The sequence below is a fragment of the Pantoea sp. AG1095 genome, from assembly GCF_003208415.1.
Taxonomy (GTDB): Bacteria; Pseudomonadota; Gammaproteobacteria; order Enterobacterales; family Enterobacteriaceae; genus Pantoea; species Pantoea leporis.
Map to the genome: position 1 here is coordinate 148,314 of NZ_QKMJ01000007.1, position 22,530 is coordinate 170,843.

Genomic DNA, 22,530 nt, shown 5'->3' on the forward strand with positions numbered 1-22,530 from the left:
GCCAATTAGGACTATTATCATGTGGATCATTCTGGCTGGCGCGCTTGCTGTGCTGCCGCCCGCCAAACGTTTTTCGGTACTGCTGCTCACGCTCGCCACCATTCTTGGGCTGTTCCAGGATGTGCTGGATTGGCCGGCGATGCTGCTGCTCGGCGCCATTGCCGTCATCGCCTGGATTCGCGTGGAAAATAACGCGCGCTGGATTCAGTGGGTGAGTGAAGCCGCGCTGGTTGCCATTGCCATCGGCCTGTTTGTACACTTTTTCCCGGGCTTCAAAAATCCGCGCCAGGTGGAAGATGTGCAGGCCGGGCCGCTCAGCCTGCCCTTTAGTTTCTCGTACAACTTCGATAAAGCGCTGATTCCGTTTGTGCTGCTCATCTGCTTGCCGCAGCTGTTCCGCACCCAATCTGCGCCGCCGCGACTTAAAATTTTGTGGCTGGCGCTGCTGGCGGCGATTCCGCTGCTGCTGTATGTCGCGGTGCAGTTGGGTGGCCTGGCCGTTGAACCCCACTGGCCGGAATGGTTGGGCAGTTTTATGCTGGCGAACCTGTTCTTCGTATCACTGGCAGAAGAAGCGTTCTTTCGTGGCTATCTGCAACAGCGTCTGCGCCAGCACATTGGTGCCGTGGCGGCCCTGTTGCTGACGTCGCTGCTGTTTGGTCTGGCGCACTTCCCCGGCGGGCCGCTGCTGATGATCTTCGCCACGCTCGCCGGATTGATTTACGGCCTGGCGTGGCAGTGGAGCGGACGCCTGTGGGTCGCCACCGGTATCCATTTCCTGTTCAACATGACGCATCTGCTGTTCTTCACCTATCCGGCGCTACAGCACTAAACCTCGAACACCGCGAAATCATGTGCCAGCTCGGTCGCAGCAAACACCGACTGGCACTCCGCCAACAGTTTTTCCCGATCCTTAGACAAATAGCGCGAGCTGAAATGCGTGGCGATCATGCGCTTCGCCCCCGACTGTTTCGCTACTTCCGCAGCCTGAATGGTGGTTGAGTGGCCGCGTCCATTGGCTTTCTCCTGCAGCGCCGCCTCCAGCGTGGTTTCATGCACCATCACATCGGCATTAGCCGCCAGCTGGAGCGCCACGTCGGTGGGCGCGGTATCGCCAAATATCGCCAGCACTTTGCCTTTGGTAGCCGGGCCAAGATAATCCGCACCGTTGATCTCGCGACCATCTTCCAGCTGGATGCGCTTACCCGCTTTCAAATCCTGATACCACGGCCCGCGCGGTACGCCTTCCGCTTTAAGACGCGGCGCATCAAGGAAGCCCGGTTTATCGTGCTGCTCGATGCGATAGCCATAACACTCAATCACATGATTCATCGGCCAGGCCGTCACGCGCACTTCGCCGTCATCCAGCACCAAACCGGCTTCAATCTCGATAATCTCCAGCGGATAAGAGGTGTACGAGCCACTCAAACTGAGCGCCGTCTCGATAAACTGGCGAATACCTTTCGGCCCGTAAATGGTCATCGGTTCGGGGATGCCGGCCATGGAGCGGCTGGTGAGCAAACCCGGCAGCCCAAAGATATGGTCGCCGTGCAGATGGGTGATAAAGATTTTCTCCAGCTTGCCCGGCTTTAGCGCAGAGCGCATGTATTGATGCTGCGTCGCCTCGCCGCAGTCAAACAGCCAGGTGTCGCCACGTTTCGATAGCGTCAGCGCTATCGCCGTGACGTTACGTTGCAGGCTGGGCGCACCGCCGCCGGTGCCGAGGAATGTCAGTTGCATGCTATGCTTCCCTGTAATCGGACATAAAAATCAATGCTATTACAATCATAGGTGCAATCTTTGCGTCAATAATCATCCTGGCGTTAAACTCTATGCCAATTTTCTTCCAACAGACGGACATAACGGATGACCAGACATTTTGACTACCTCGCCATCGGCGGCGGCAGCGGCGGTATCGCCTCGATTAACCGTGCTGCGATGCATGGCCAGAAGTGCGCGCTGATTGAAGCCAAAGAGCTGGGCGGCACCTGTGTCAACGTCGGCTGCGTACCGAAAAAGGTCATGTGGCATGCGGCACAAATCGCTGAAGCTATTCATCTTTATGGACCAGATTATGGCTTTGATACCACGGTAAACCGGTTTGACTGGTCAATTCTGGTGAAAAACCGCAGCGCCTACATCGACCGCATTCACAGCTCGTACGACAACGTGCTGGGTAAAAACAAGGTTGAGGTGATCAAAGGTTTCGCGCGCTTTATCGATGCCAACACCGTGGAAGTGAACGGTGAAACACTCACTGCCGATCATATTCTGATCGCCACCGGCGGGCGTCCAAGCCATCCAAACGTGCCGGGCGCGGAATACGGTATCGATTCTGACGGTTTCTTCGAACTCGATGCGCTGCCAAAACGCGTGGCGGTCGTGGGCGCGGGTTACATCGCGGTGGAGCTGGCGGGCGTGGTCAATGCGCTGGGTGCGGAAACGCATCTCTTCGTACGTAAGCATGCGCCACTGCGCAGCTTCGATCCGCTGATCGTCGATACGCTGGTAGAAGTGATGCAGGCCGAAGGCCCAACGCTGCACACCGAATCGATTCCAAAAGCCGTGATTAAAAACGCCGACGGCAGCCTGACGCTGCAGCTGGAAAGCGGCCACGAGCAAACCGTGGATTGCCTGGTGTGGGCGATTGGCCGTGAGCCGGCGACCGACAACCTCAACCTGGCAGCAACCGGCGTGGCGCTGAACGACAAAGGTTACATCAACGTCGATAAGTTCCAGAACACCAGCGTGAAAGGCATCTACGCGGTAGGTGACAACACCGGCGCGGTGGAACTGACGCCGGTGGCCGTGGCGGCAGGTCGTCGTCTTTCCGAGCGCCTGTTCAACAACAAACCGGACGAGCATCTGGATTACAGCAACGTGCCGACCGTGGTGTTCAGCCATCCGCCGATTGGCACCGTGGGCCTGACCGAACCGCAGGCGCGCGAACAGTACGGCGACGATCAGGTGAAAGTGTATAAATCTTCTTTCACCGCGATGTATACCGCCGTTACCCAGCATCGCCAGCCGTGCCGTATGAAGCTGGTGTGCGTTGGCCCGGAAGAGAAGATTGTCGGCATTCACGGTATCGGTAACGGTATGGATGAGATGCTGCAAGGCTTCGCGGTGGCGCTGAAAATGGGCGCAACCAAGCAAGACTTCGATAACACCGTAGCGATTCACCCAACGGCGGCGGAAGAGTTTGTGACGATGCGTTAATATTTCCCGCCGGAATTGAAAAACCAGCCATTTATTCATGGCTGGTTTTTTTATGGCTGCAATTTACATTCCTTTTTCTTCACTACTCAATAATCCACGCACAGGATAAGATTTATTTCATTGCTGTAGGATGCGTATTAATGCGCACCGCAAACTTCATGGCATTGCCAGCTTATTTATTTTTACGGGGAGAACGGTGTGAACAAAGGTCGGAATCGGGCATGAATATTATTGATATCATTATGTCCGCAGGCAAAGCCTCGGTAGACGTGGCGCTCTACACATTGATTCCGATTATGGTGGTGATGTTATTCATCATGAAATATCTGGAGGTCAAAGGCGTACTGGATTTTGTTGTACGTCATGCCACACCGTTATTAAAACCCTTCGGTATTACCGGGCTGGCATTTTTTGCCATGATTCAACTTAATTTCGTCAGCTTCGCGGCCCCGCTGGCGGCGCTGACCATCATGGAAAAGCGCGGTACGTCCGATCGTCATATGGCGGCCACGCTGGCGATGCTGTTTGCGATGGGCCAGGCCAGCACCTTTTATCCCCTGATTCCGGCGGGATTACACTGGAGCACAGCGCTAATTATTTCGATCTGCGGCGGTGTATTAGCGGCGGCGGCAACCTATCACCTGTTTGGCCGCAAACTTTCCGATGCGGCGCTATTAAATGAAGATGAGGCCGTTACCAACAGTGAAAATAAAATGGGGCTGATTGGCATCATTAATAGCGCCGGATCCGATGCGATTCGTCTGGCGCTGGGTTCGCTGCCGATGCTGATTATTTCATTATCGGTGGTTGGCATGTTGAAAGAAGCGGGCGGGATTGAAATGCTGACGCGTCTGGTGTCGCCGCTGCTGGATAAGCTGAATATTTCCGAAGTCTATATTCTGCCGGCGCTGACCAAATGTCTGGCGGGCGGCACCGCCTATTACGGCGTGGTGGCGGGATTGGTGGAGAAAGGATTATACAGCGCGCACAACATCAACGCCTCGGCGGGACTACTGATTCAGACCTTTGACCTGCCCGGCATCGGGATTTACCTTGGCCTGTCGAGCCGATTCCCGCGCCTGTTCCGCTTTGCCGTGCCTGGCATTCTGCTCGGTATTGCGCTGCGTGCGACGGTGCACGCCATTCTATTCTGAAGATGGCTCAAAAGCGTTGATGATGGATAGCCGCCAAACCCTCTGCTTTGTGATTATATAGAACTAAAACACAGTAAAAATCTATATACATTGCAGATATAGAAAAGAATATCTATAATATCTAAATCCAGTGAGGAGTGTTTGTAACAAGTGAGGTAAGGGAATGCCAGAGCTACATTGGCGCAAAGCTGCTCTGAAGCAGATGCGAGCCATTGCAGACGCTAACGAAAGGAAGAAGCTGAATGAGCAAGTGAATGAGTTAAAAAAGTTTCCGCTTGTTCCGCCCAATCTGGATGTTAAGTCTTTGAAAAATGGTCAGGCTGACTATCGGCTTAGATGGGGAAATTATCGTGTTTTGTTCGACTACAACAAAGGCGAGGAACCGAAAATCATCGCTATTCAGCAGGTAATGAGACGTACCAGCGGAACATATAAATAATCAAGGTAGAGATTTGCTGCCTTAATTCACAGATTCTCAACTCGTTTTCAAAAAACTGATAACGCTGAATACTGGAACATACATCCTATGATCGAATTCATCACTGACAGTGCTGGCAACCGCAAAGCGGCAATTGTTCCCATCGAGCTGTTCGAAAAAATGACTCAACATGCTGATTTCACTGAACTATGGGAATCAATCCCTTACGAATCCGGTATTAATGATGACGCCTTGATTCCAGGTGACGTCGTAGACATCGCCATTAATAAGGGTGTCACTCTTCACGCCGCTTGGCGCATCTATCGTAAACTGACCCAAAAGCAGGTTGCTGAAGCGCTTGGCATCACGCAAGCGTCTGTCTCTGCGATGGAAAAAAGCGAAAAACCGCGTGATTTTAATCTCGCCAAGCTCGCTGAGCTTTACGAGTGCATGCCAGAACAACTTACCGATGATTAAACAAAAAGCCGGTCTTCCCGGCTTTTTTGTGCCACGCGTTCTGCATGGCACTCGCGTGATTTTTAAATTATACGATTACACATCCGCGCCGAATGCCACATCGCGTTGCCCGCGCAGCTCCGCCAACCGCCCTTCCAGCGCAGCTTCGATGTTCTGATACGCCGTACTGCCAAGCGCTAAACGCAGCGGCATGCTGGCCTGATCCAGCGTGGCGATCATCGCCGTGACGCATTTCCCGGCATCGCCAGCAATGGTGAAATCGCCTGAAAGAATTGCCTGGCGCAGCTGGCCTGCAGCGTTTTCACGATAAACTTCTAGCGCATCTGCCACGTCCAGCCCCGCTCCAAAATGGGTTGCGGTGGGGCCCGGTTCCACCAGCAGGAAATCGATATCGAAACTGGCGACTTCCTGGCGCACCGCCTCGACAAATCCTTCAATCCCCCATTTCGTGGCGTGATACAGGCTGAAATTGGGATAAGCGACCTGGCCGCCTTCTGAGGAAACCTGTGCGATGCGCCCGCCGCCTTGCTGGCGCAGAAACGGGATCACCGCGCGAATCAGCTGGATTGAGCCGGTAAGATTGGTGGCGATCTGCCGATCAATCTGCGCATCGCTCAACTCTTCAGCTGCGCCGAACAGGCCGTAAGCGGCATTGCTCACCACCACATCAATGCGATCGACGGCGGCAAAGGCGCGTTCAATGGTGGGCGCAATGCTGGCGGTGTGCGCCAGATCGAGCGTAATAACCTGCAGCCGTTCGCCATAGGTTTGCTGCAGATCGGCCATCGCCTGTTCACGCCGCACCGTCGCTACTACGCGATCGCCGCGTGCCAGTAAACGTTCACTCATCAATCGGCCCAGCCCGCTGCTGGCGCCGGTAATCAACCAGGTTTTCATCTTGTGCTCCTCATATTGAAAACCTGATGGTAGATCGCTTTACTGGTGGAGATAATCTACCCAATCGCGCATGACCCGGTGAGGAAAAGCCACCAATGAGACGTCCTTCCTGGCACGAACTGCAGGCCATCAAAACGCTGGGCGAGCAGCGCAGCTTTCGTCATGCCGCTGAAATGCTCGGCCTCAAGCGCTCGTCACTCAGCCATCTGGTGAAAACGCTGGAGCACAATCTGGGCGTACAGCTGTTTCAACGCACCACACGTAGCGTGTCGCTCACCGATGCCGGGCAGCAACTGCTGGATCGACTCTCGCCGCTGCTGAACCAGATGGATGATGTGCTGCACGACATCTCCGCCAGCCGCCATCAGCATTACGGCACGCTGCGCATCAGCGCCAGCGATGCCGCGATCGCTTTGCTGCTGGAGCACGTGGTGGCGGACTTTAGCGCGCGCTATCCCGATATCCAGCTCGATTTCGCCGCGCAAGGTGCGTTGGTGGATATCACCGCCGCCGGTTTTGATGCCGGCATTCGGCTGATTGAGGATGTGCCGCAGGATATGGTGGCCGTTCCGCTTGGCGGCCCGCTGACGTTTGTCACCGTCGCCGCGCCCGCTTATCTGGCGAGAAACGCGGCGGTTAATCATCCGCGCGATCTGCTACAGCAACAGTGCATTCGCCAGCGCTTACCGAGCGGAAAACGTTATCAGTGGGAATATGCGCAGGCGGAAGAAAAGCAGGAGATTGACGTGCCAGGCACGCTGACTTTGGACAGCAACGCGCTGATGGCGCAGGCCGCTCTCGCCGGTTTAGGCATTGCTTATGTGCCGTCGCTGTATGTCGAGAAGGAGATGCGCAGCGGCCAGTTGGTGGAGCTGCTGGCCGATTGGCGGGTGCAATCGGCGGGGATTGCGCTGTGGTTCCCACCCAACCGGCATCAATCCATGGCGCTACGGCTGTTTATCGATGCGCTGAAAGTCGGCCTGCCACGTCATGCGTGAGGCGAGCAGCACGGCTTTTGTCTTAAAACCTTTGGCAATGGCGTTGATCCTTTGATGCCCGGCGGCGTAACCTGTCGCCACAAAACCTAAAAAATACACCATCGCATAATGATCGTACGTCCTCACCAACACTGGTTTCTCCGGCTTTTTGACTGGCATGGATCGGTGCTCAGCAACATCGTGTTTCGCCTGTCACTTAACCTGCTGATGTCGCTGATCGCCATCTTTGGCTATCCGTGGTACTCCACTTTCGGCATTCACCTCACCACTGCGCCTTTTAGCCTGGTTGGGGTGTCGATCGCCATCTTCCTCGGCTTTCGCAATAACGCCAGCTATGCGCGCTTTCTTGAAGCCCGCACCTTGTGGGGCAGCCTGCATATCACCCAGCGCTCGCTGCTGCGGCAGATCAAAAGCATGCGTGGCGTGAGCGAAGAACAGGTGCGGGAATTTACCGGCTTGCTGCTGGCGTTCTGCTGGTGCCTGAAACATCGCCTGCGTAAAACCGATGTGCAGGCCGATTTACAGCGTTTGCTGCCGGCTAACTGGCACAGCGCGGTGTTGCATCATCCGATGCCGACGTCGCAGATTTTAGTGTGTTTGAGTGAATGGCTGGCGCTACGCCGCGATGAAGGGTTGGTGTCGGATATTGTCTGGCAAAGCATTGATGAGAATCTGAATCAGCTATCAGCGATTCTGGGCGGTTGCGATCGCATTGCCAGCACACCGATTCCGTTCGCCTACAGCCTGATTCTGCATCGCACCGTTTATCTGTTCTGCACGCTGCTGCCGTTTGCGCTGGTGGCGGATTTGCACCTGATGACGCCGCTGGTGTCGATGTTTATCTCCTACACCTTTTTATCGCTGGAAGCGCTGGCGGAGGAGCTGGAACATCCGTTTGGCACCGCACCGAATCATCTGCCGCTCGATGCGCTGTGCGTCACTATCGAACGCAATTTGAAAGCGATGAATGGCGATATGCCGCTACCGGAACCACTGCAGCCGGATGCGCATTTCAATTTGACGTAATCAGCTCTGATTATCCAACCAACGCACATACGCCTGATCCCACAATGCGGCAGGCGTGCCCGCTTTGCCGAGACCAAAACCGTGACCGCCGCTGCTGAGCTCAATCAGCTCAACCGGCACGCGCATGCGGCGGCAGGTATCGCGCATCAGTTCAGTATTATGAGGATTGGAGGTGCGATCGTCCTCGGCCTGCGCGAGGAACGTCGGGGGATATTGACGTGTGACGTAATTTTGCACTGACCAGTTGGCTTCCTGGCTTGGCGTGGCGTTTTTCCCCACCATCATCAGATGCGTGTTGGTGTGCTGATATGGCGCTTCAAGGGTGATCACCGGATAAATCAGGCCAACGCTATCCACCTTCGGCCTGATCTGGTCAAGCGGATCCTGCGCCGGATAGGATTCGAAATCCGGACGCGCCGCCGCCATGCCAAGTAGATGGCCACCGGCAGAAAAGCCCAGCACATGCACTTTGCGCTCCATCGAACGCACCAGACGAATGGCGCGCTGCGCATCCTGCAGCGGTGCCAGATTGCCCGCCTGCCACTTCTCACCCGGCAAACGGTAGCTGAGCACATACACGGTATAACCGTTGGCATTAAGCCAGCGCGCTACCGGCCAGGCTTCGCGGCCCATGCCGATAAAACGATAGCCGCCGCCCGCCGCCACAATCACCGCTTCGCCGTTGGGATTTTCCGGGCGGAAACGCTGAATCGCGGGTGAAACGATATTGGTCCAGGAACCGTGCGAATTCACTTTAAGCAAGCCGGAAGGACCGCCGCCGCCCGGCGGATCGTCGGGCCACAACGGAATGACGTCATCGCGGGCAAACAGCTTGCCCGCGGTCATCGAGAGAACGGTTGCTCCAGTAGCCAACAAAAAGTGACGACGTGTAATCATCTTGCCCAGTGCCAGTATGCAAAAAATGCCAGCTTCAACAGCTGAATCTCATTATGTGACGCGTGTCTGATTTCGACGTTGGCGATTATGTACGTAAATCGTACAAAAAAGCCATAAAAAAACGCGCCTAAAAAGGCGCGAGTTTTTTCGAATACCCTAAATAATTCGAGCTGCAGGAGGCGGCAAGGGTGTGAATCCCCAGGAGCTTACAAAAGTAAGTGACTGGGGTGAACACACGCAGCCAACGCACCTGCAGCTTGAAGTATGACGGGTATTAGTCCTGTTGCTGGAACTGGGTCATTACCGTTTGTTCGCACTGCTGCTGATCTTTACGCAGTTTACCGCGCTCATCTTCGCCCAACTCCAGCCATGCGCTAATCACTTCCTGCGCGATTTCTTCATTGAATTCAGGCTGCTGCATGGCCGAAGAAGACTGGCTGGCCGCGAGTTGCGACTTCAACTTCTCGGTGTAGCCATCCAAATCGCTGGTCTTCTTTTCACTGCTCACCAGATGACACAGCTGGCTGGCATAAACATTCTCTTCCTGATTATTGTCACCGTCGGCAGCCAACGCACCGGCCGACAGCGACAGCCCAACGAGGGCGAGTAATAACGCTTTCATAATAGGCTCCAATAATTTCCAATAAATCATTTTTCGTTCTGTTCGGCGCGGGCGGCCTGACGGGCAGCACGCCAGTTTAACAATGGCGTGACCGTGATGCCGTGCAACACAATGCTGCACACCACTAACGTCAGCGCCATGTCCACCATCTGCTCCGCCTGCGGTCCACGCATGCCGTGCACCCATGCATAGGCAATATAATTGATACTGCCGATGCCGCGAATACCCAACCAGCCAATTAGCAAGCGTCGCATCAGCGGAATATCGCAGCGCCATGTGGTGATCCACACCGCCAGCGGGCGCACCACCACAAACAGCAGCAGCGCCAGGCCAATGCCGGTGAGATTCCAGTGCTGCGCCAGCGTAATACCGAGCACCACCATCATGCCCGCCGCCAGCAAACGCTCGATAGTATCACCGAAGGAGAGCGCATCGCCGATCACCAAACCCACCGATTTCACCATGCCGCTGCTGCCCTGCGCCATCCGCTGACCGGTATTCACGCGCGCTTCAGCTGGTAAGAAACGCTCCTCTTCAGACATCTCATCTTGCGGATAGTGCTTCACCACGCGCAATTCCGCACGACGTAAACCGACGCCAGCCGCAAAGGTGGCGAGGAAGCCCGACGCATCCACCGACTGCGCGGCGGCATAGCTGAGCGCAATCAGCGCCAGCGCGAACAGATCGTTGGGTGCCAGATCCTGATTGGCGGTACGTAAATGCGTCGCCAGCTGGCCGATCAGCCAGCCCAGCGCAAAGCCGATTCCCAGCCCGCCGCCTATCGCCCACAGCGCATCTTTGGCGAACCATTCACCGAGCGCAGCGGTGCTGAGTTCGCCCGGCTGCAACAGCAAAATCGCCAGCATCAGCAGCGGCAGCGCCGAGCCGTCGTTCATGCCCGCTTCGCTGGAGAGCGCTACGCGCAGGGCATCGTCATCACGCGCATCGTTCACTGAAATCAGGCTGGCGAGCACCGGATCGGTCGGCGCGACAATGGCACCAAACGCCAGCGACATCGCCCAGTCAAAGCCGGTGATCCAGTGCACCAGCACCGTCATGCTGCCGACGGTGAGCAGCATCGCGGGAAACGCCAGCCTGACGCCAAGCCGCCACGCATGCGCGTTGAGCGGTAAGCGCAGTTTCAGCCCGGTGATAAACAGCGAGGCTGCCATCGCGATTTCAGTAAGATGCGCGGCGAGGTTGGCGTGACCGATGATGTCGACTTGCAGCAGATTGAGCATCCACGGGCCACATAGAATGCCCGCGAACAGGTAGAGACCAAATGAGGTCACTGGCCCGCGGTGTATCCAACCGGAAGCCAGTGACATAAGAAGTAAAAGACCGCCGGTGGCGGCGGTCCAGGCCAGGAAATTCATAACGCTCCGTTTTTAAATAACATTCTCCTTTAAGCCTGGCACATGTTAGGCGATCAGTTTTTCAGATGACGGCTTGCGAGGCGAATCATCAGGGCAAGCGCAGCGGCCAATGTTGAGAGTGCGACTACTCCGGTCCAGCCCCAATGTGCCAGCGCCAGGCTACCCAGCGCCGCGCCGGTCGCCATGCCGATGAAAACAACGGTAAACATCAAGGCGTTAAGGCGGCTGCGTGCTTCTGGCGCCAGGCTGTAAACCAGCGTCTGATGCGCCACCAGCGTGGCCTGCACCCCCAAATCAAAACCGATGGTGCTGATGATAATCAGACCAAGCTGAGCCGGCATCGGCAGCAGCGGCAGCAGGAACATCAGCGCGAACGACACCATTACCAGCGTGGCACCGTACTGCGTAACACGCGCCGGACCGATGCGATCCGCAACGCTGCCCGCTAACGGCGCGGCTAATGCGCCCGCGGCTCCGGCGAGGCCGAATGCGCCAGCGACCGCGCTATCCAGATGGAAGTTTTGACTCAGCATCAACGCCAGCGTTGACCAGAAGGCGCTAAAGCCCACCGACAACAAACCTTGTGCCAGCGCGGCGCGGCGCAGCGTTTGATGGTGCTGCCACAGATGCGCCAGCGACAGCAGCAAACGCGGATAGCTCACCGACGTGCCCGGCGTAAAGCGCGGCAGCACGCGCCACAGCGCCACGCTAATCAGCAACACCGCCGCCGCCGCAATCATGTACATGGTGCGCCAGCCGAAATACTCCGCCACCACGCCGCTTACCACGCGTGACAGCAAAATCCCCACCAGCAATCCCGTCATTACCGTGCCGACGATTTTGCCGCGGCTGCGCTCCGGCGCTAACGCCGCTGAAGCGGGCACGATGTCCTGCGCCACGGTGGCGGTTAAACCGGTGACGAAGCTGGCGATCAGCAAGGCGTTCAATCCGCCCGAGAAGCCACACAGCAGCAGCGCGGCAACCAGCAGCAAACCTTTAATCAGGATAATGGTACGGCGATCGTGGCGGTCGCCGAGCGGGGCCAGCAGCAAAATGCCCAGCGCGTAACCGGCTTGCGTCAGCATCGGCACCATGCCGACGCTGCCGATGCCGACGTTGAATTGTTTGCTGATGATATCCAGCATCGGCTGGCTGTAGTAAATCGATGCGACACTGAGTCCGGCACCGGCCGCGAGCGTGAAGACCAGCGGCGCGGGCAGTTTTTCAGCTGGCATGGCTGACGTTGATATAGCTGACATAGTGGATTCCCCCGTGAAAGTGCGCTTATTAAAGCGCGTTGCCGCCATACGCGGTAGACTGCTCAAACACAGAACTGTTATGCGTGGTGCGTATGAACAACCCATCCAGCCTTGATCGTATCGAACTGATGCAGACCTTTATTCGCATCGTCGAGAGCGGATCGCTCTCCGCCGCCGCCGCCCAGCTCGGCACCACGCAGCCCACTATCAGCCGACGGCTGCAGGCGCTTGAGCAGCGGCTTGGTCTCAAACTGATTATGCGCACCACGCATGCGCTGAAACTCACCGACGATGGCGAGCGCTGTTATGCGCAGGCGCGTCAGCTGGTCGCGACCTGGCACGCGCTGGAGGATGACCTCACCGGTGCCAGCGACGACCCGATTGGCACGCTGCGCGTGCGGGCACCGCATGCGTTTGGTCAGGATCAGCTGATTGAACCGTTAATTGATTATCTGCATCGCTATCCGCGCTTAAACGTGGAGTGGACGCTGAATGACCGCACGCCAGACTTCATCAGCGAAAACATCGACTGCGCCATTCAGGTCGGTGCGCCCAGCGATGCGTCCATCGTGGCGGTGCTGCTGGCGGAAGTGCCGCGCTTTGTGGTGGCGGCACCGTCGCTGCTGGCCGCGCACCCGCCGATTGAGGACGTCTCGCAGCTCACCAACCTGCCCTGGCTGGCGCTGACCAGTTTTTATCGCAACGAAATCGCCCTGCAGCGTATTAACGATGGTCAGCCGGTGAATCTGGCGATTGCCCCGCGCCTCGCCAGCGACAGTTTATACGCGGTGCGCAAAGCCGCCGTTGCCGGGATGGGCGCGGCGGTGGTGTCATCGTGGGTGGTGCAGGAGGATTTAGCGAAAGGGGATTTGATTCAGCTGTTGCCGGAGTGGCAAGCGCCGCCGCTGCCGGTGTGGCTGACTTATCCGTGGGCCAGCTACTATCCGGCGCGGTTACAGAAGTTTTTCGCCATGGTTCGGGACGTGATGCCGAAGTTAGCGGGGACGCAGCCAGCGACGCGGTAGCGGTTTTCCCTCACCCTAACCCTCTCCCAACGGGAGAGGGAACCGATGGTAGCGCGGTCGGCCTCCTCGCCCGCTTGTGCCGATGGTAGCACCCTCAGCCCCCTCGCCCGCTTGCGGGAGAGGGCTGGGGTGAGGGACAGCGCGCACAAACTACATCTTCACCGCTTTCTTATCCCCCTTCGACATATTGTCCAGCCAGCCCATCACAAAGGCCGACAGCACAAACGTCAGGTGGATAATCACGTACCACATCAGCTTTTCGTTTTCGATGTTGCGCGCGTCCATAAAGATACGCAGCAGGTGAATCGACGAAATCGCCACAATCGAGGCCGCGACTTTGTTTTTCAACGAGCCGGAGTCCATTTTACCGAGCCAGCTCAGCTTCTCTCTGTGCTCATCAATATCCAGCTTGGAGACAAAGTTCTCGTAACCCGAAAGCATCACCATCACCAGCAAACCGCCGACCAGCGTCATATCCACCAGCGACAGCAGCAGCAGAATCAAATCGTTCTCCGCAATGCTGAAGACGTGCGGCAACAGGTGAAAAATTTCCTGGAAGAATTTGATGGTCAGCGCCAGCAGGCCCAACGAAAGTCCCATGTAAACCGGAGCCAGCAGCCAGCGCGATGAATACATCAGGTTTTCGATAAAACGTTCCATAAGTTCCCATTAATCAACAGACAAGTGGGCGAGTATAACCGAACTTATGTGAAGTTATTTCAGCCCTTCTTCAGAAATTTCAGGCGCGGCGGGCAGCGGCAATGACAAACGGAACACCGCGCCGCCTTCCGGCCGATTCTCCGCCCAGATGCGCCCGCGATGGGATTCGATAATGGTTTTACCGATCGCCAAACCCAAGCCGACGCCCGGCACCGCCGACTCTTTATCACCGCGCGCAAATTTGTCAAAAATACGCGTGAGGTTCTCCGCCGCGATGCCGGGACCGCTGTCCCACACCGCAATCTCCAGCCGATCGCGATCGCGCCACGCCCGAATACCGTGCTGCGCCGCGTTGCCCGCATATTTCAGGCTGTTTTCGATCAGATTGGTAAACACCCGCTCCAGCATGGCGCTGTCGCCTTTGATCAGCACCATCTCGGGTAAATCGAGGATAAATTCATGGCCCTTCAGCGACGGGCCCATGCTGCTCAGCGCGCCGCCAATCACCTCATCCAGCGCCACCCACTCTTCGCGCAGATTGAGTCCACCGGATTGAATGCGCGCCATATCCAGCATGTTACTCACCAGCCGGATAGTACTCAGCGTCTGTTCACGAATCTGATTGGCCTGGCCGACATACTTCGACTCTTCGCTGGCGAGATCGAGCATTAGCATCTCCGCCTGACCAAACAGCACCGTCAGCGGCGTGCGCAGGTCGTGCGACAGCGCTGACAGCAGCGCATTGCGCAGCTGCTCGCGCTCGGCGGCCAGCCGCGACGCCGCTTCACTGTGCGACAGCGCCATGCGTTCCAGCGCGTTAGCAATCAACACGGTGAAGGTTTCCAGTAAACGCTGCTGTTCGGGGATCATCAGCTGACGCAGGTTTTCCGGTTCCACCACCAGCAAGCCGAGACAGTGATTACCACTTTTCAGCGGCAGAATCTGGTACGGCACCGCCGGCAAGGTATCGGTGCCCGCGCCCGCCGGTTGGCCTTTGCTGTAACTCCATTTGGCGATGGCCAGATCCGGCGGCGTACCGATCGCGGTATCGCCCACGGTTTGCAGCTCGCCCTGCTCATCCGGCAGCAGCAGTAAACTGCGCGCCTGCAGGGTGACATCGATGATGCGCTGGCTGGTGGTGGCGATATCCTGCGGCGTCAAATCGCTGCCGAGCGCTTTCGCCATCTCATACAGATGCCGCGCGCGCTGTTCACGGTAGCGCGCCACTTTGGCCTGATAGCGCACGCCCGCTGTCAGATTCCCAACAATCACGCCCACCGCCAGCATCACCGCGAAGGTCACCAGATACTGCAAATCCGACACCGCCACGGTGCCGGTAGGCGCGACAAAGAACAGGTCGAAAGCGATGATGTTGATCACCGTGGCGAACACCGATGGCCAGCGGCCATAGCGCAGCGCCACCAGCACCACCGCCAGCAGATAAATCATCACGCTGTTGGCGGGATCAAACGCCACCAGCAGCCAGCGGCCGACGCCGGTGACCAAAATACACAGCAGCAGCGCCATCACACAGCCGCGCAGATAGAGCCGCCATTTTTCGTTGCTGGCGCGCTGGCCGCTGAGCGGATGCGGCGCATCGCGCACCGGTTCATCCAGCGCCACCACCAGCAAATCGAGATCCGGGCCGAGTTCGCCGAGGCGCTGGGCAAAGCTGTCGCGCCGCCAGCGCCGTTGTGGCTGACGGCCGGTCACGATTTTACCGAGATTGTGCTCGCGCGCGTAACGCAGCACCGCGCGCGCTTCATCGGGATCGGAGAGCGTGGCGGTTTCAGCGCCAAGTTCCTGCGCCAGTTGCAGCGTGCGTAAAATGGCGCGACGGCGCGCTTCCGGCAGCCGATTGAGGCGCGGCGTTTCCACATACACCGCGTGCCATTCGCTGCCGAGCCGTGCCGCTAAACGCGCGGCGGTGCGCACCAGCTTTTCGCTGCCGGTATCGTCGCCGATGCACAGCAGAATGGCGTCACGCGTGTGCCACACTTTGTCGCGGCCTTGCCGATCGCGCCAGGCACGCATCTGGTCATCCACGCGATCGGCGGTACGACGCAACGCCAGCTCACGCAGCGCGAACAGATTGCCTTTACGGAAAAAGTTTTCGATGGCGCGTTCGGCGCGGTCGCCGACGTAGACTTTGCCCTCTTTCAGCCGCTGACGCAGATCGTCCGGCGGCAGATCCACCAGCACCACTTCGTCGGCGCTATCAAAGAAGGGATCGGGCACGGTTTCACGCACCTGAATGCCGGTGACGCCGCCGACCACATCATTCAGGCTTTCCAGATGCTGGACGTTAACGGTGGTGATGACGTCAATGCCCGCTTCGAGCAGCTCTTCAATGTCCTGCCAGCGCTTGGGATGACGCGAACCCTGCACGTTGGTGTGCGCCAGTTCATCCATCAGGATCACCGCCGGATGGCGCGCCAGCGCGGTATCGAGATCGAATTCGGCATGGCGCGAACGGCCGGTGGTACGCCGTGGCAACAGCGCCAGCCCGTTGAGCAGCGCGGCGGTCTCTGCACGATCGTGGGTTTCTACCACGCCGGCTAACACGTCGAGACCTTGCGCCCGCAGGCGCTGCGCCTCCTGCAGCATGGCGAACGTTTTGCCCACGCCCGCACAGGCGCCAAAGTAGATTTTCAGCTTACCGCGATGGCTGTCGCTGTGGTTCAGCAGCAGCGCATCGGGATCGGGGCGGGCAATATCGTCGTTCATCGATCGTCCATCGTAAAAACAGCGTGATGAATCGCGCCGCTACGATTGCGTGCATATACCGTAGCGGCGCAGTGCATTGCGCGAGGTGTTTATCCTTGTAAATCATCCAGCGCCAGATTCAGACGCAGCACGTTTACCGTCTCTTCGCCAACAAACGGCAGCAGCGGGCGCTCGGTGTGGCGCACAATCAGCGCCTCGACATCTTTCAGCGCCATCTTGCGCGCGGCGGCGATGCGCGGTGCCTGCCACAACGCGGCTTCTGGCGAAATATCCGGATCTAATCCGCTCGCCGATGCGGTGACCAACTCCACCGGCACCGCTTTGGGCGATTGCGGATTCGCCGCACGCAGCACGGCGACGCGTTCCGCTACCGCTTTATCCAGCGCCGGATTGCTGCCTGCCAGATTGCTGCCGCTGGAGGCCAATGCATTATAAGGCGCATCGCCGGTAGCGGAAGGTCGACCCCAAAAGTGGCCCGGCTGATTAAACATTTGCCCAATCTGCTCGGAACCGCGTACCGCGCCATCCTGCTCAATCAGCGAACCGTTGGCCTGCGATGGGAACCACCACTGCGCCAGACCGGTGGTCAGCAGCGGATAGACCGCGCCGGTGAGCAGCGTAAGCACCAGTAACAATACAATAGCCGGACGTAACTGACTCATTTCTCTTCTCCTTAAGCCAGACCAAGCAGCGTTAGCAGCAGATCGATGGCTTTAATACCTATAAACGGCACCACTAATCCGCCCGCACCGTAAATCCACAGGTTGCGTCGCAGCAGCGCCGCCGCGCTCAGCGGACGATAACTCACGCCTTTCAGCGCCAGCGGGATCAGGAACACAATCACCAGCGCGTTAAAAATTACCGCCGACAGAATCGCCGAGTTCGGCGAATGCAGCTCCATAACGTTGAGCATGTTGAGTTGCGGATAGGTGGCGGCAAACGCGGCCGGAATAATGGCGAAATACTTCGCCACGTCGTTGGCGATACTGAAGGTGGTAAGCGAACCGCGCGTCATCAGCATCTGTTTACCGATGTGCACCACTTCCAGCAGCTTGGTCGGATTCGAGTCGAGATCGACCATGTTGCCGGCCTCTTTCGCCGCCTGGGTTCCCGAGTTCATCGCCACCGCCACGTCGGCCTGCGCCAGCGCCGGTGCGTCATTGGTGCCGTCGCCGGTCATCGCCACTAAGCGCCCTTCGGCCTGATACTGACGAATCAGTGCCAGCTTGGCTTCCGGCGTCGCTTCAGACAGGAAGTCATCGACGCCGGCTTCCGCCGCAATCGCCGCCGCGGTTAATGGGTTATCGCCAGTGATCATCACCGTTTTGATGCCCATCTTGCGCAGCTCGGCAAAGCGCTCTTTGATGCCGCCTTTGACGATATCTTTCAGCGCCACCACGCCCAGCACCTGCGCGCCTTCGGCCACCACCAGCGGCGTGCCGCCAGCGCGCGCCACTTCTTCCACGGCGGCATTCACTTCTAACGGGAAGCGGCCATGATTGGCTTCAATGTGGCGACGAACCGCATCGACCGCGCCTTTGCGGATCAGACGATCCTGCACGTTTACGCCGCTCATGCGCGTTTGCGCCGAGAAGGGAATGAAGCTCGCCCCCATGCTGCTCAAGTCACGCTCACGCAGGTTAAATTTCTGCTTCGCCAACACCACGATGCTGCGCCCTTCCGGCGTTTCATCGGCCAGCGATGCCAGCTGCGCCGCATCGGCCAGCTGCTGTTCGCTGACGCCCGGCGCGGGCAGAAACTGCGTCGCCTGACGGTTGCCAAGCGTGATGGTGCCGGTTTTATCCAGCATCAGCACATCGACGTCGCCCGCCGCTTCCACCGCACGGCCGCTGGTGGCGATGACGTTCGCGCCCAGCATGCGGCTCATGCCCGCCACACCGATGGCCGACAGCAGGCCGCCGATGGTGGTCGGGATCAAACACACCAGCAGCGCCACCAGCACCGTGATGCTGACCGGCGTGCCGCCATACGCTGAGAACGGCCACAGCGTGGCGGTCGCCAGCAGGAACACAATTGTCAGCGACACCAGCAGAATGGTCAGCGCCACTTCGTTCGGCGTTTTACGGCGTTTCGCGCCTTCCACCATCGCAATCATGCGGTCAAGGAAGGTTTCGCCCGGATTGACGCTGCACTGAATCACCAGCCAGTCGGAAAGAATGCGCGTACCGCCGGTCACCGAGGAGAAATCCCCGCCCGATTCACGGATCACCGGCGCGGATTCACCGGTGATGGCGCTCTCATCCACCGATGCGCCGCCCTCCAGCACCTCGCCGTCGCACGGAATGATGTCACCGGCTTCCACCAGCACCACATCGCCTTTGCGCAGCGTATCGGCCGCCACGTTGTGCCAGGCTGCGCCGTAGCGCGCTTCGGCCAGTTTTTTCGCATCGCTGGTTTTACTGATGCCTTTCAGACTGTTGGCCTGCGCCTTGCTGCGCCCTTCCGCCAGCGCTTCAGCGAAGTTGGCGAACAGCACGGTGAACCACAACCAGATGGCGACGCCGGCGGTAAAGCCCGCGTTACCGCTGAGCGCGCCGCTGGCCATGCCCACCGCCAATACCGAGGTCAGCACGCTGCCGATCCACACCAAAAACATCACCGGGTTGCGGAACTGCACGCGTGGATCGAGTTTTTTCAGCGCATCCAGCATGGCAACGCGGGTTAGCGCCGCATCAAATAGCGCCAGTTGTTGACGACTCATGATTCCGTTATCCCTGAATTAATTGCAGATGTTCCGCGACCGGGCCCAATGCCAGCGCGGGGATGAACGTCAATGCGCCCACCAGCAAGACGGTGCCAATCAGCAGCGCGATAAACAGCGGGCCGTGCGTTGGCAGCGTGCCGTTGCCGACTGGCTGAATTTTCTTCGCCGCCAGCGAACCGGCAATCGCCAGCACCGGAATGATGATGCCGAAGCGGCCCACCAACATGCAGAAGCCCAGCAGCAGGTTCCAGAACGGCGTGTTAGCGCTCAGTCCGGCAAAGGCGCTGCCGTTGTTATTGGATGCAGAGGAAACCGCGTACAGCACTTCGCTGAAGCCATGAATACCAGGATTGGCCATACCGGCGCGACCGGCGTCGGTCATCATCGCCAGCGCGGTGCCGAGCAGCACCAGCGTTGGCGTCACCAGGATCGCCAGCGCTGTCATCTTCATCTCCCATACGTCGATTTTTTTGCCCATGTACTCTGGCGTGCGACCGATCATCAACCCGGCGATAAACACGCCGAGCAGCACGAACAGCAGCATGCCGTACAGGCCAGCACCGACGCCGCCGAACACCACTTCACCCAGCTGCATCAACCACATCGGCACCATGCCGCCGAGCGCGGTGAAGGAGTCATGCATGGCGTTGACCGCACCGCACGACGCCGCCGTGGTGATCACCGCAAACAAGCTGGAGTTGAGAATGCCGAAGCGCGTCTCCTTGCCTTCCATGTTGATGGCGCTGTCTGCGCCGAGCGCGAGGAAGTGCGGATTACCACGCAGTTCGGCCCACATCACGGTGATCACCGCCAGCACAAACATGATGGTCATCGCCCACAGCAACATGTGGCCCTGACGACGATCGCCCAGATGCTGACCAAAGGTGAAACAGAGCGCCGCCGGGATCAGGAAGATGCTCAGCATCTGCACGAAGTTGGTCAGCGCCGTCGGGTTTTCGAACGGATGCGCCGAGTTGACGTTGAAGAAACCGCCGCCGTTGGTGCCGAGCATTTTGATCGCTTCCTGCGATGCCACCGGACCGAGCGGCAGCGTCTGCTGCGCGCCTTCCAGCGTGGTGAGCGCATGGTAAGGTTCGAAGGTTTGAATACTGCCCTGGCTGACGAAGAACAACGCGATAACCAGGCTGATCGGCAGCAGCACGTAAAGGGTAATGCGCGTCAGGTCACGCCATGCGTTGCCGAGCGTATCCAGCGAACGGTTGGCAAAACCACGAATCAGCGCAAACGCCACGGCGATACCGGTCGCCGCCGACAGGAAGTTCTGCACCGTGAGGCCCGCCATCTGACTGAAATAGCTCAGCGTGCTTTCCCCGGCGTAGGATTGCCAGTTGGTGTTGGTAACGAAGCTGATGGCGGTATTGAGCGCCAGATCCCAGCTGAGATTAGGCAGATGCTGCGGGTTCAGCGGAAGCGCGGCCTGCGTCATCAACATCAGCAGCAGCAAGGCAAAACCCAGCGCGTTAAACAGCAGAATCGCCAGCAGATAGTGCGGCCAGCGCATGGCATCGCCGTCGGCACCGGCCAGTCGCCACAGCGCGCGTTCGGTGCGCGGCAGCAGCGGCTTGTCAGCGACAAACAGGGCGAGATAACGTCCCAGCGGTTGTGCCAGCACCATCAGTACCAGCAGAAACACCGCAATTAGCATAAATGCATTCGCCGCCATCAGAATGCCTCCGCATTAAGCAGGGCATAAATCAGGTAGCCCAGAAGAACAAACACCAGCACGATGCCGGCTATCACGCCCACGCTCACAGCAACCTCCAGAGGATTTTGGTAATGCTGCAAGCATGCGCGGCGCGGCATAAAGAAGAGGTAAAAAGGCGGGAAGCGGGCGTAAATAAAGTATAAAAATGGTGAAGAATTAAGCGCTTTCTAACGCCCAGATGCGGTTCAGATCGATGTTCTGCCATAAGCTGCTGTCTTCCGCGCCGGTGATGCTGTCGGTGCAGAAGCTGTCGCCGAGATCGAGCGCTTCCGGTTTCACTTCGCGCTGCGCGTGCAGCGACCAGAACACATGTACTTTGGGCTTGAGCAGCGATTTTTCGCCAGCCTGTACCACCAGCGCCACGCGCCCGGAAGCCAGTCGCACCAGCGATCCCACCGGATAAATGCCGATGGTGCGTACGAAGGCGTGCAACAGCGTGTTGTCGAAGTGGCCACGCCAGCTCAACATGTTGTGCATCGCTTCGGCAGGCGTCCAGCCTTTGCGATAAGGACGATTCGAGGTGACGGCATCATAGACGTCGCATACCGATGCCATGCGCGCATACAGTGAGATTTCGTCGCCTTTCAGTCCGTGCGGATAACCGTTGCCGTCATACTTTTCATGGTGATGCAGCGCGATATCCAGCAGATCTTCACCGGCATTGGCGTCCATTAGCATCTGCGCGCCCACAATCGGATGCTGACGCATCACGGTGAATTCTTCATCGCTGAGCTTGCCGGGTTTGTTGAGAATCTCCAGCGGCACCGCGGCTTTACCCACATCATGCAGCAAACCGCCCATACCAACGCGCCGCAGCTGATGCTCATCGAGGCCCATTTTTTTGCCGAGCGAGATCATCAAACCGCACACCGCCATTGAGTGCAAATAGGTGTAATCGTCGTGATTCTTCAGGCGAGCCACGCTCAGCAGTGCCGTAGGTTCGCGGGTGATCGAACCGGCAATTTGATCAACCAGATCAAGGGTGTAATCGAGGTCGAGGCCTTGTCCCATGCGCGCCTCGTTAAACATCGCCAGCACCTGCGGTTTCCCCTGATTGAAGATGCTTTGCGCCTGATCCATCTCCTGGAAAAACGGGGTTTGAGGAATCTCTTTTTTCGGCGCAGGCGTGACGGGTGCCTGAACCGATTTGTCGAGATCGATCCATAACTGCAGGATCCCCTCATTGCGGATCATCGCGATCTGGCGTTTATCAGTGATCAGCATTTGGTTGCGAATGCGCTTATCTTTGACCCACCAAACCTCCAGTTTGTGGATAAACATTCCCTGCCGCAGTTCGTCAACATTAATCAGCTTTATCACGATA

The 22,530-nt window shown here is 57.9% G+C and carries 21 protein-coding genes; 8 read left to right on the top strand and 13 right to left on the bottom strand.

Annotated features, from left to right (window positions below; translation table 11 throughout):
* Window positions 1-19 precede the first annotated feature (19 nt).
* Window positions 20-832, top strand: a complete 813-nt coding sequence (locus DEU53_RS15645) for a CPBP family intramembrane glutamic endopeptidase (RefSeq protein WP_110867665.1) — start codon at window positions 20-22, stop codon at window positions 830-832.
* Here DEU53_RS15645 and rnz read toward each other — a convergent pair.
* On the bottom strand, window positions 829-1,740 hold the full coding sequence (gene rnz / locus DEU53_RS15650; protein WP_110867666.1) for a ribonuclease Z: 912 nt from the start codon (window positions 1,738-1,740) through the stop codon (window positions 829-831). The genes DEU53_RS15645 and rnz overlap by 4 nt on opposite strands.
* A gap of 126 nt (window positions 1,741-1,866) precedes the next feature.
* Between rnz and gorA the strand changes: the two genes are divergently transcribed.
* The 4 genes from gorA (at window position 1,867) to DEU53_RS15670 (ending at window position 5,268) form a co-directional block, all read left to right on the top strand.
* Window positions 1,867-3,219, top strand: a complete 1,353-nt coding sequence (gene gorA, locus DEU53_RS15655; protein ID WP_101762730.1) for a glutathione-disulfide reductase — start codon at window positions 1,867-1,869, stop codon at window positions 3,217-3,219.
* 221 nt (window positions 3,220-3,440) lie between these two features.
* Entirely contained in the window at window positions 3,441-4,373 is a 933-nt protein-coding gene (locus tag DEU53_RS15660) for a nucleoside recognition family protein (RefSeq protein WP_110867667.1), read from the top strand.
* Window positions 4,374-4,536: 163 nt separating this feature from the next.
* Window positions 4,537-4,812, top strand: a complete 276-nt coding sequence (locus DEU53_RS15665; protein WP_101762732.1) for a type II toxin-antitoxin system RelE/ParE family toxin — start codon at window positions 4,537-4,539, stop codon at window positions 4,810-4,812.
* A gap of 87 nt (window positions 4,813-4,899) precedes the next feature.
* Entirely contained in the window at window positions 4,900-5,268 is a 369-nt protein-coding gene (locus DEU53_RS15670; protein WP_110867668.1) for a helix-turn-helix domain-containing protein, read from the top strand.
* 75 nt (window positions 5,269-5,343) lie between these two features.
* On the opposite strand, the gene DEU53_RS15675 is transcribed toward DEU53_RS15670, so the two are convergent.
* On the bottom strand, window positions 5,344-6,165 hold the full coding sequence (locus tag DEU53_RS15675; protein ID WP_110867669.1) for an SDR family oxidoreductase: 822 nt from the start codon (window positions 6,163-6,165) through the stop codon (window positions 5,344-5,346).
* Between the two features lie 95 nt (window positions 6,166-6,260).
* On the opposite strand from DEU53_RS15675, the gene DEU53_RS15680 reads away from it, so the two are divergent.
* Both DEU53_RS15680 and DEU53_RS15685 read left to right on the top strand, forming a co-directional pair.
* Entirely contained in the window at window positions 6,261-7,163 is a 903-nt protein-coding gene (locus DEU53_RS15680; protein ID WP_110867670.1) for a LysR family transcriptional regulator, read from the top strand.
* 108 nt (window positions 7,164-7,271) lie between these two features.
* Window positions 7,272-8,189 carry a bestrophin family protein gene (locus DEU53_RS15685; protein ID WP_110867671.1) on the top strand — a complete coding sequence of 306 codons (918 nt, stop codon included), beginning with the start codon at window positions 7,272-7,274 and terminating at the stop codon, window positions 8,187-8,189.
* Here DEU53_RS15685 and DEU53_RS15690 read toward each other — a convergent pair whose 3' ends face one another.
* From DEU53_RS15690 to DEU53_RS15705, 4 genes are all read right to left on the bottom strand, one after another.
* Window positions 8,190-9,086 (bottom strand): alpha/beta hydrolase, encoded by an 897-nt coding sequence (locus tag DEU53_RS15690; protein WP_110867672.1) that lies wholly within the window; start codon window positions 9,084-9,086, stop codon window positions 8,190-8,192.
* 274 nt (window positions 9,087-9,360) lie between these two features.
* Window positions 9,361-9,708: a hypothetical protein gene (locus DEU53_RS15695; protein WP_101762791.1), complete on the bottom strand. Its 348-nt coding sequence runs from the start codon at window positions 9,706-9,708 to the stop codon at window positions 9,361-9,363.
* Window positions 9,709-9,734: 26 nt separating this feature from the next.
* The gene (locus DEU53_RS15700) at window positions 9,735-11,084 is read right to left on the bottom strand and encodes a sodium:proton antiporter (RefSeq protein ID WP_101762737.1); all 1,350 of its coding nucleotides are present in this window, start codon (window positions 11,082-11,084) and stop codon (window positions 9,735-9,737) included.
* Between the two features lie 53 nt (window positions 11,085-11,137).
* Window positions 11,138-12,343 (bottom strand): MFS transporter, encoded by a 1,206-nt coding sequence (locus tag DEU53_RS15705; protein WP_110867673.1) that lies wholly within the window; start codon window positions 12,341-12,343, stop codon window positions 11,138-11,140.
* Window positions 12,344-12,435: 92 nt separating this feature from the next.
* Here DEU53_RS15705 and DEU53_RS15710 point away from each other — a divergent pair, with 92 nt between their 5' ends.
* Window positions 12,436-13,368 (top strand): LysR family transcriptional regulator, encoded by a 933-nt coding sequence (locus tag DEU53_RS15710; RefSeq protein ID WP_110867674.1) that lies wholly within the window; start codon window positions 12,436-12,438, stop codon window positions 13,366-13,368.
* 150 nt (window positions 13,369-13,518) lie between these two features.
* Here the strand turns inward: DEU53_RS15710 and DEU53_RS15715 are convergent, their stop codons facing one another.
* The 7 genes from DEU53_RS15715 to DEU53_RS15745 form a co-directional block, all read right to left on the bottom strand.
* Entirely contained in the window at window positions 13,519-14,028 is a 510-nt protein-coding gene (locus tag DEU53_RS15715; protein WP_110867675.1) for a TIGR00645 family protein, read from the bottom strand.
* A 54-nt stretch (window positions 14,029-14,082) separates the two neighbouring features.
* Entirely contained in the window at window positions 14,083-16,755 is a 2,673-nt protein-coding gene (kdpD, locus tag DEU53_RS15720; RefSeq protein ID WP_110867676.1) for a two-component system sensor histidine kinase KdpD, read from the bottom strand.
* 89 nt (window positions 16,756-16,844) lie between these two features.
* Window positions 16,845-17,417, bottom strand: coding sequence for a potassium-transporting ATPase subunit KdpC (gene kdpC / locus DEU53_RS15725; protein WP_110867677.1), 573 nt, complete (start codon window positions 17,415-17,417; stop codon window positions 16,845-16,847).
* Window positions 17,418-17,428: 11 nt separating this feature from the next.
* Window positions 17,429-19,477 (bottom strand): potassium-transporting ATPase subunit KdpB, encoded by a 2,049-nt coding sequence (gene kdpB / locus DEU53_RS15730; RefSeq protein WP_110867678.1) that lies wholly within the window; start codon window positions 19,475-19,477, stop codon window positions 17,429-17,431.
* A 7-nt stretch (window positions 19,478-19,484) separates the two neighbouring features.
* The gene (kdpA, locus tag DEU53_RS15735; protein WP_110867679.1) at window positions 19,485-21,164 is read right to left on the bottom strand and encodes a potassium-transporting ATPase subunit KdpA; all 1,680 of its coding nucleotides are present in this window, start codon (window positions 21,162-21,164) and stop codon (window positions 19,485-19,487) included.
* Window positions 21,164-21,253 (bottom strand): K(+)-transporting ATPase subunit F, encoded by a 90-nt coding sequence (gene kdpF, locus DEU53_RS15740; protein WP_081113208.1) that lies wholly within the window; start codon window positions 21,251-21,253, stop codon window positions 21,164-21,166. Before kdpF ends, kdpA begins: the two co-directional genes overlap by 1 nt.
* A gap of 109 nt (window positions 21,254-21,362) precedes the next feature.
* The gene (locus DEU53_RS15745) at window positions 21,363-22,526 is read right to left on the bottom strand and encodes an HD-GYP domain-containing protein (RefSeq protein WP_110867680.1); all 1,164 of its coding nucleotides are present in this window, start codon (window positions 22,524-22,526) and stop codon (window positions 21,363-21,365) included.
* Between the last annotated feature and the right edge of the window lie 4 nt (window positions 22,527-22,530).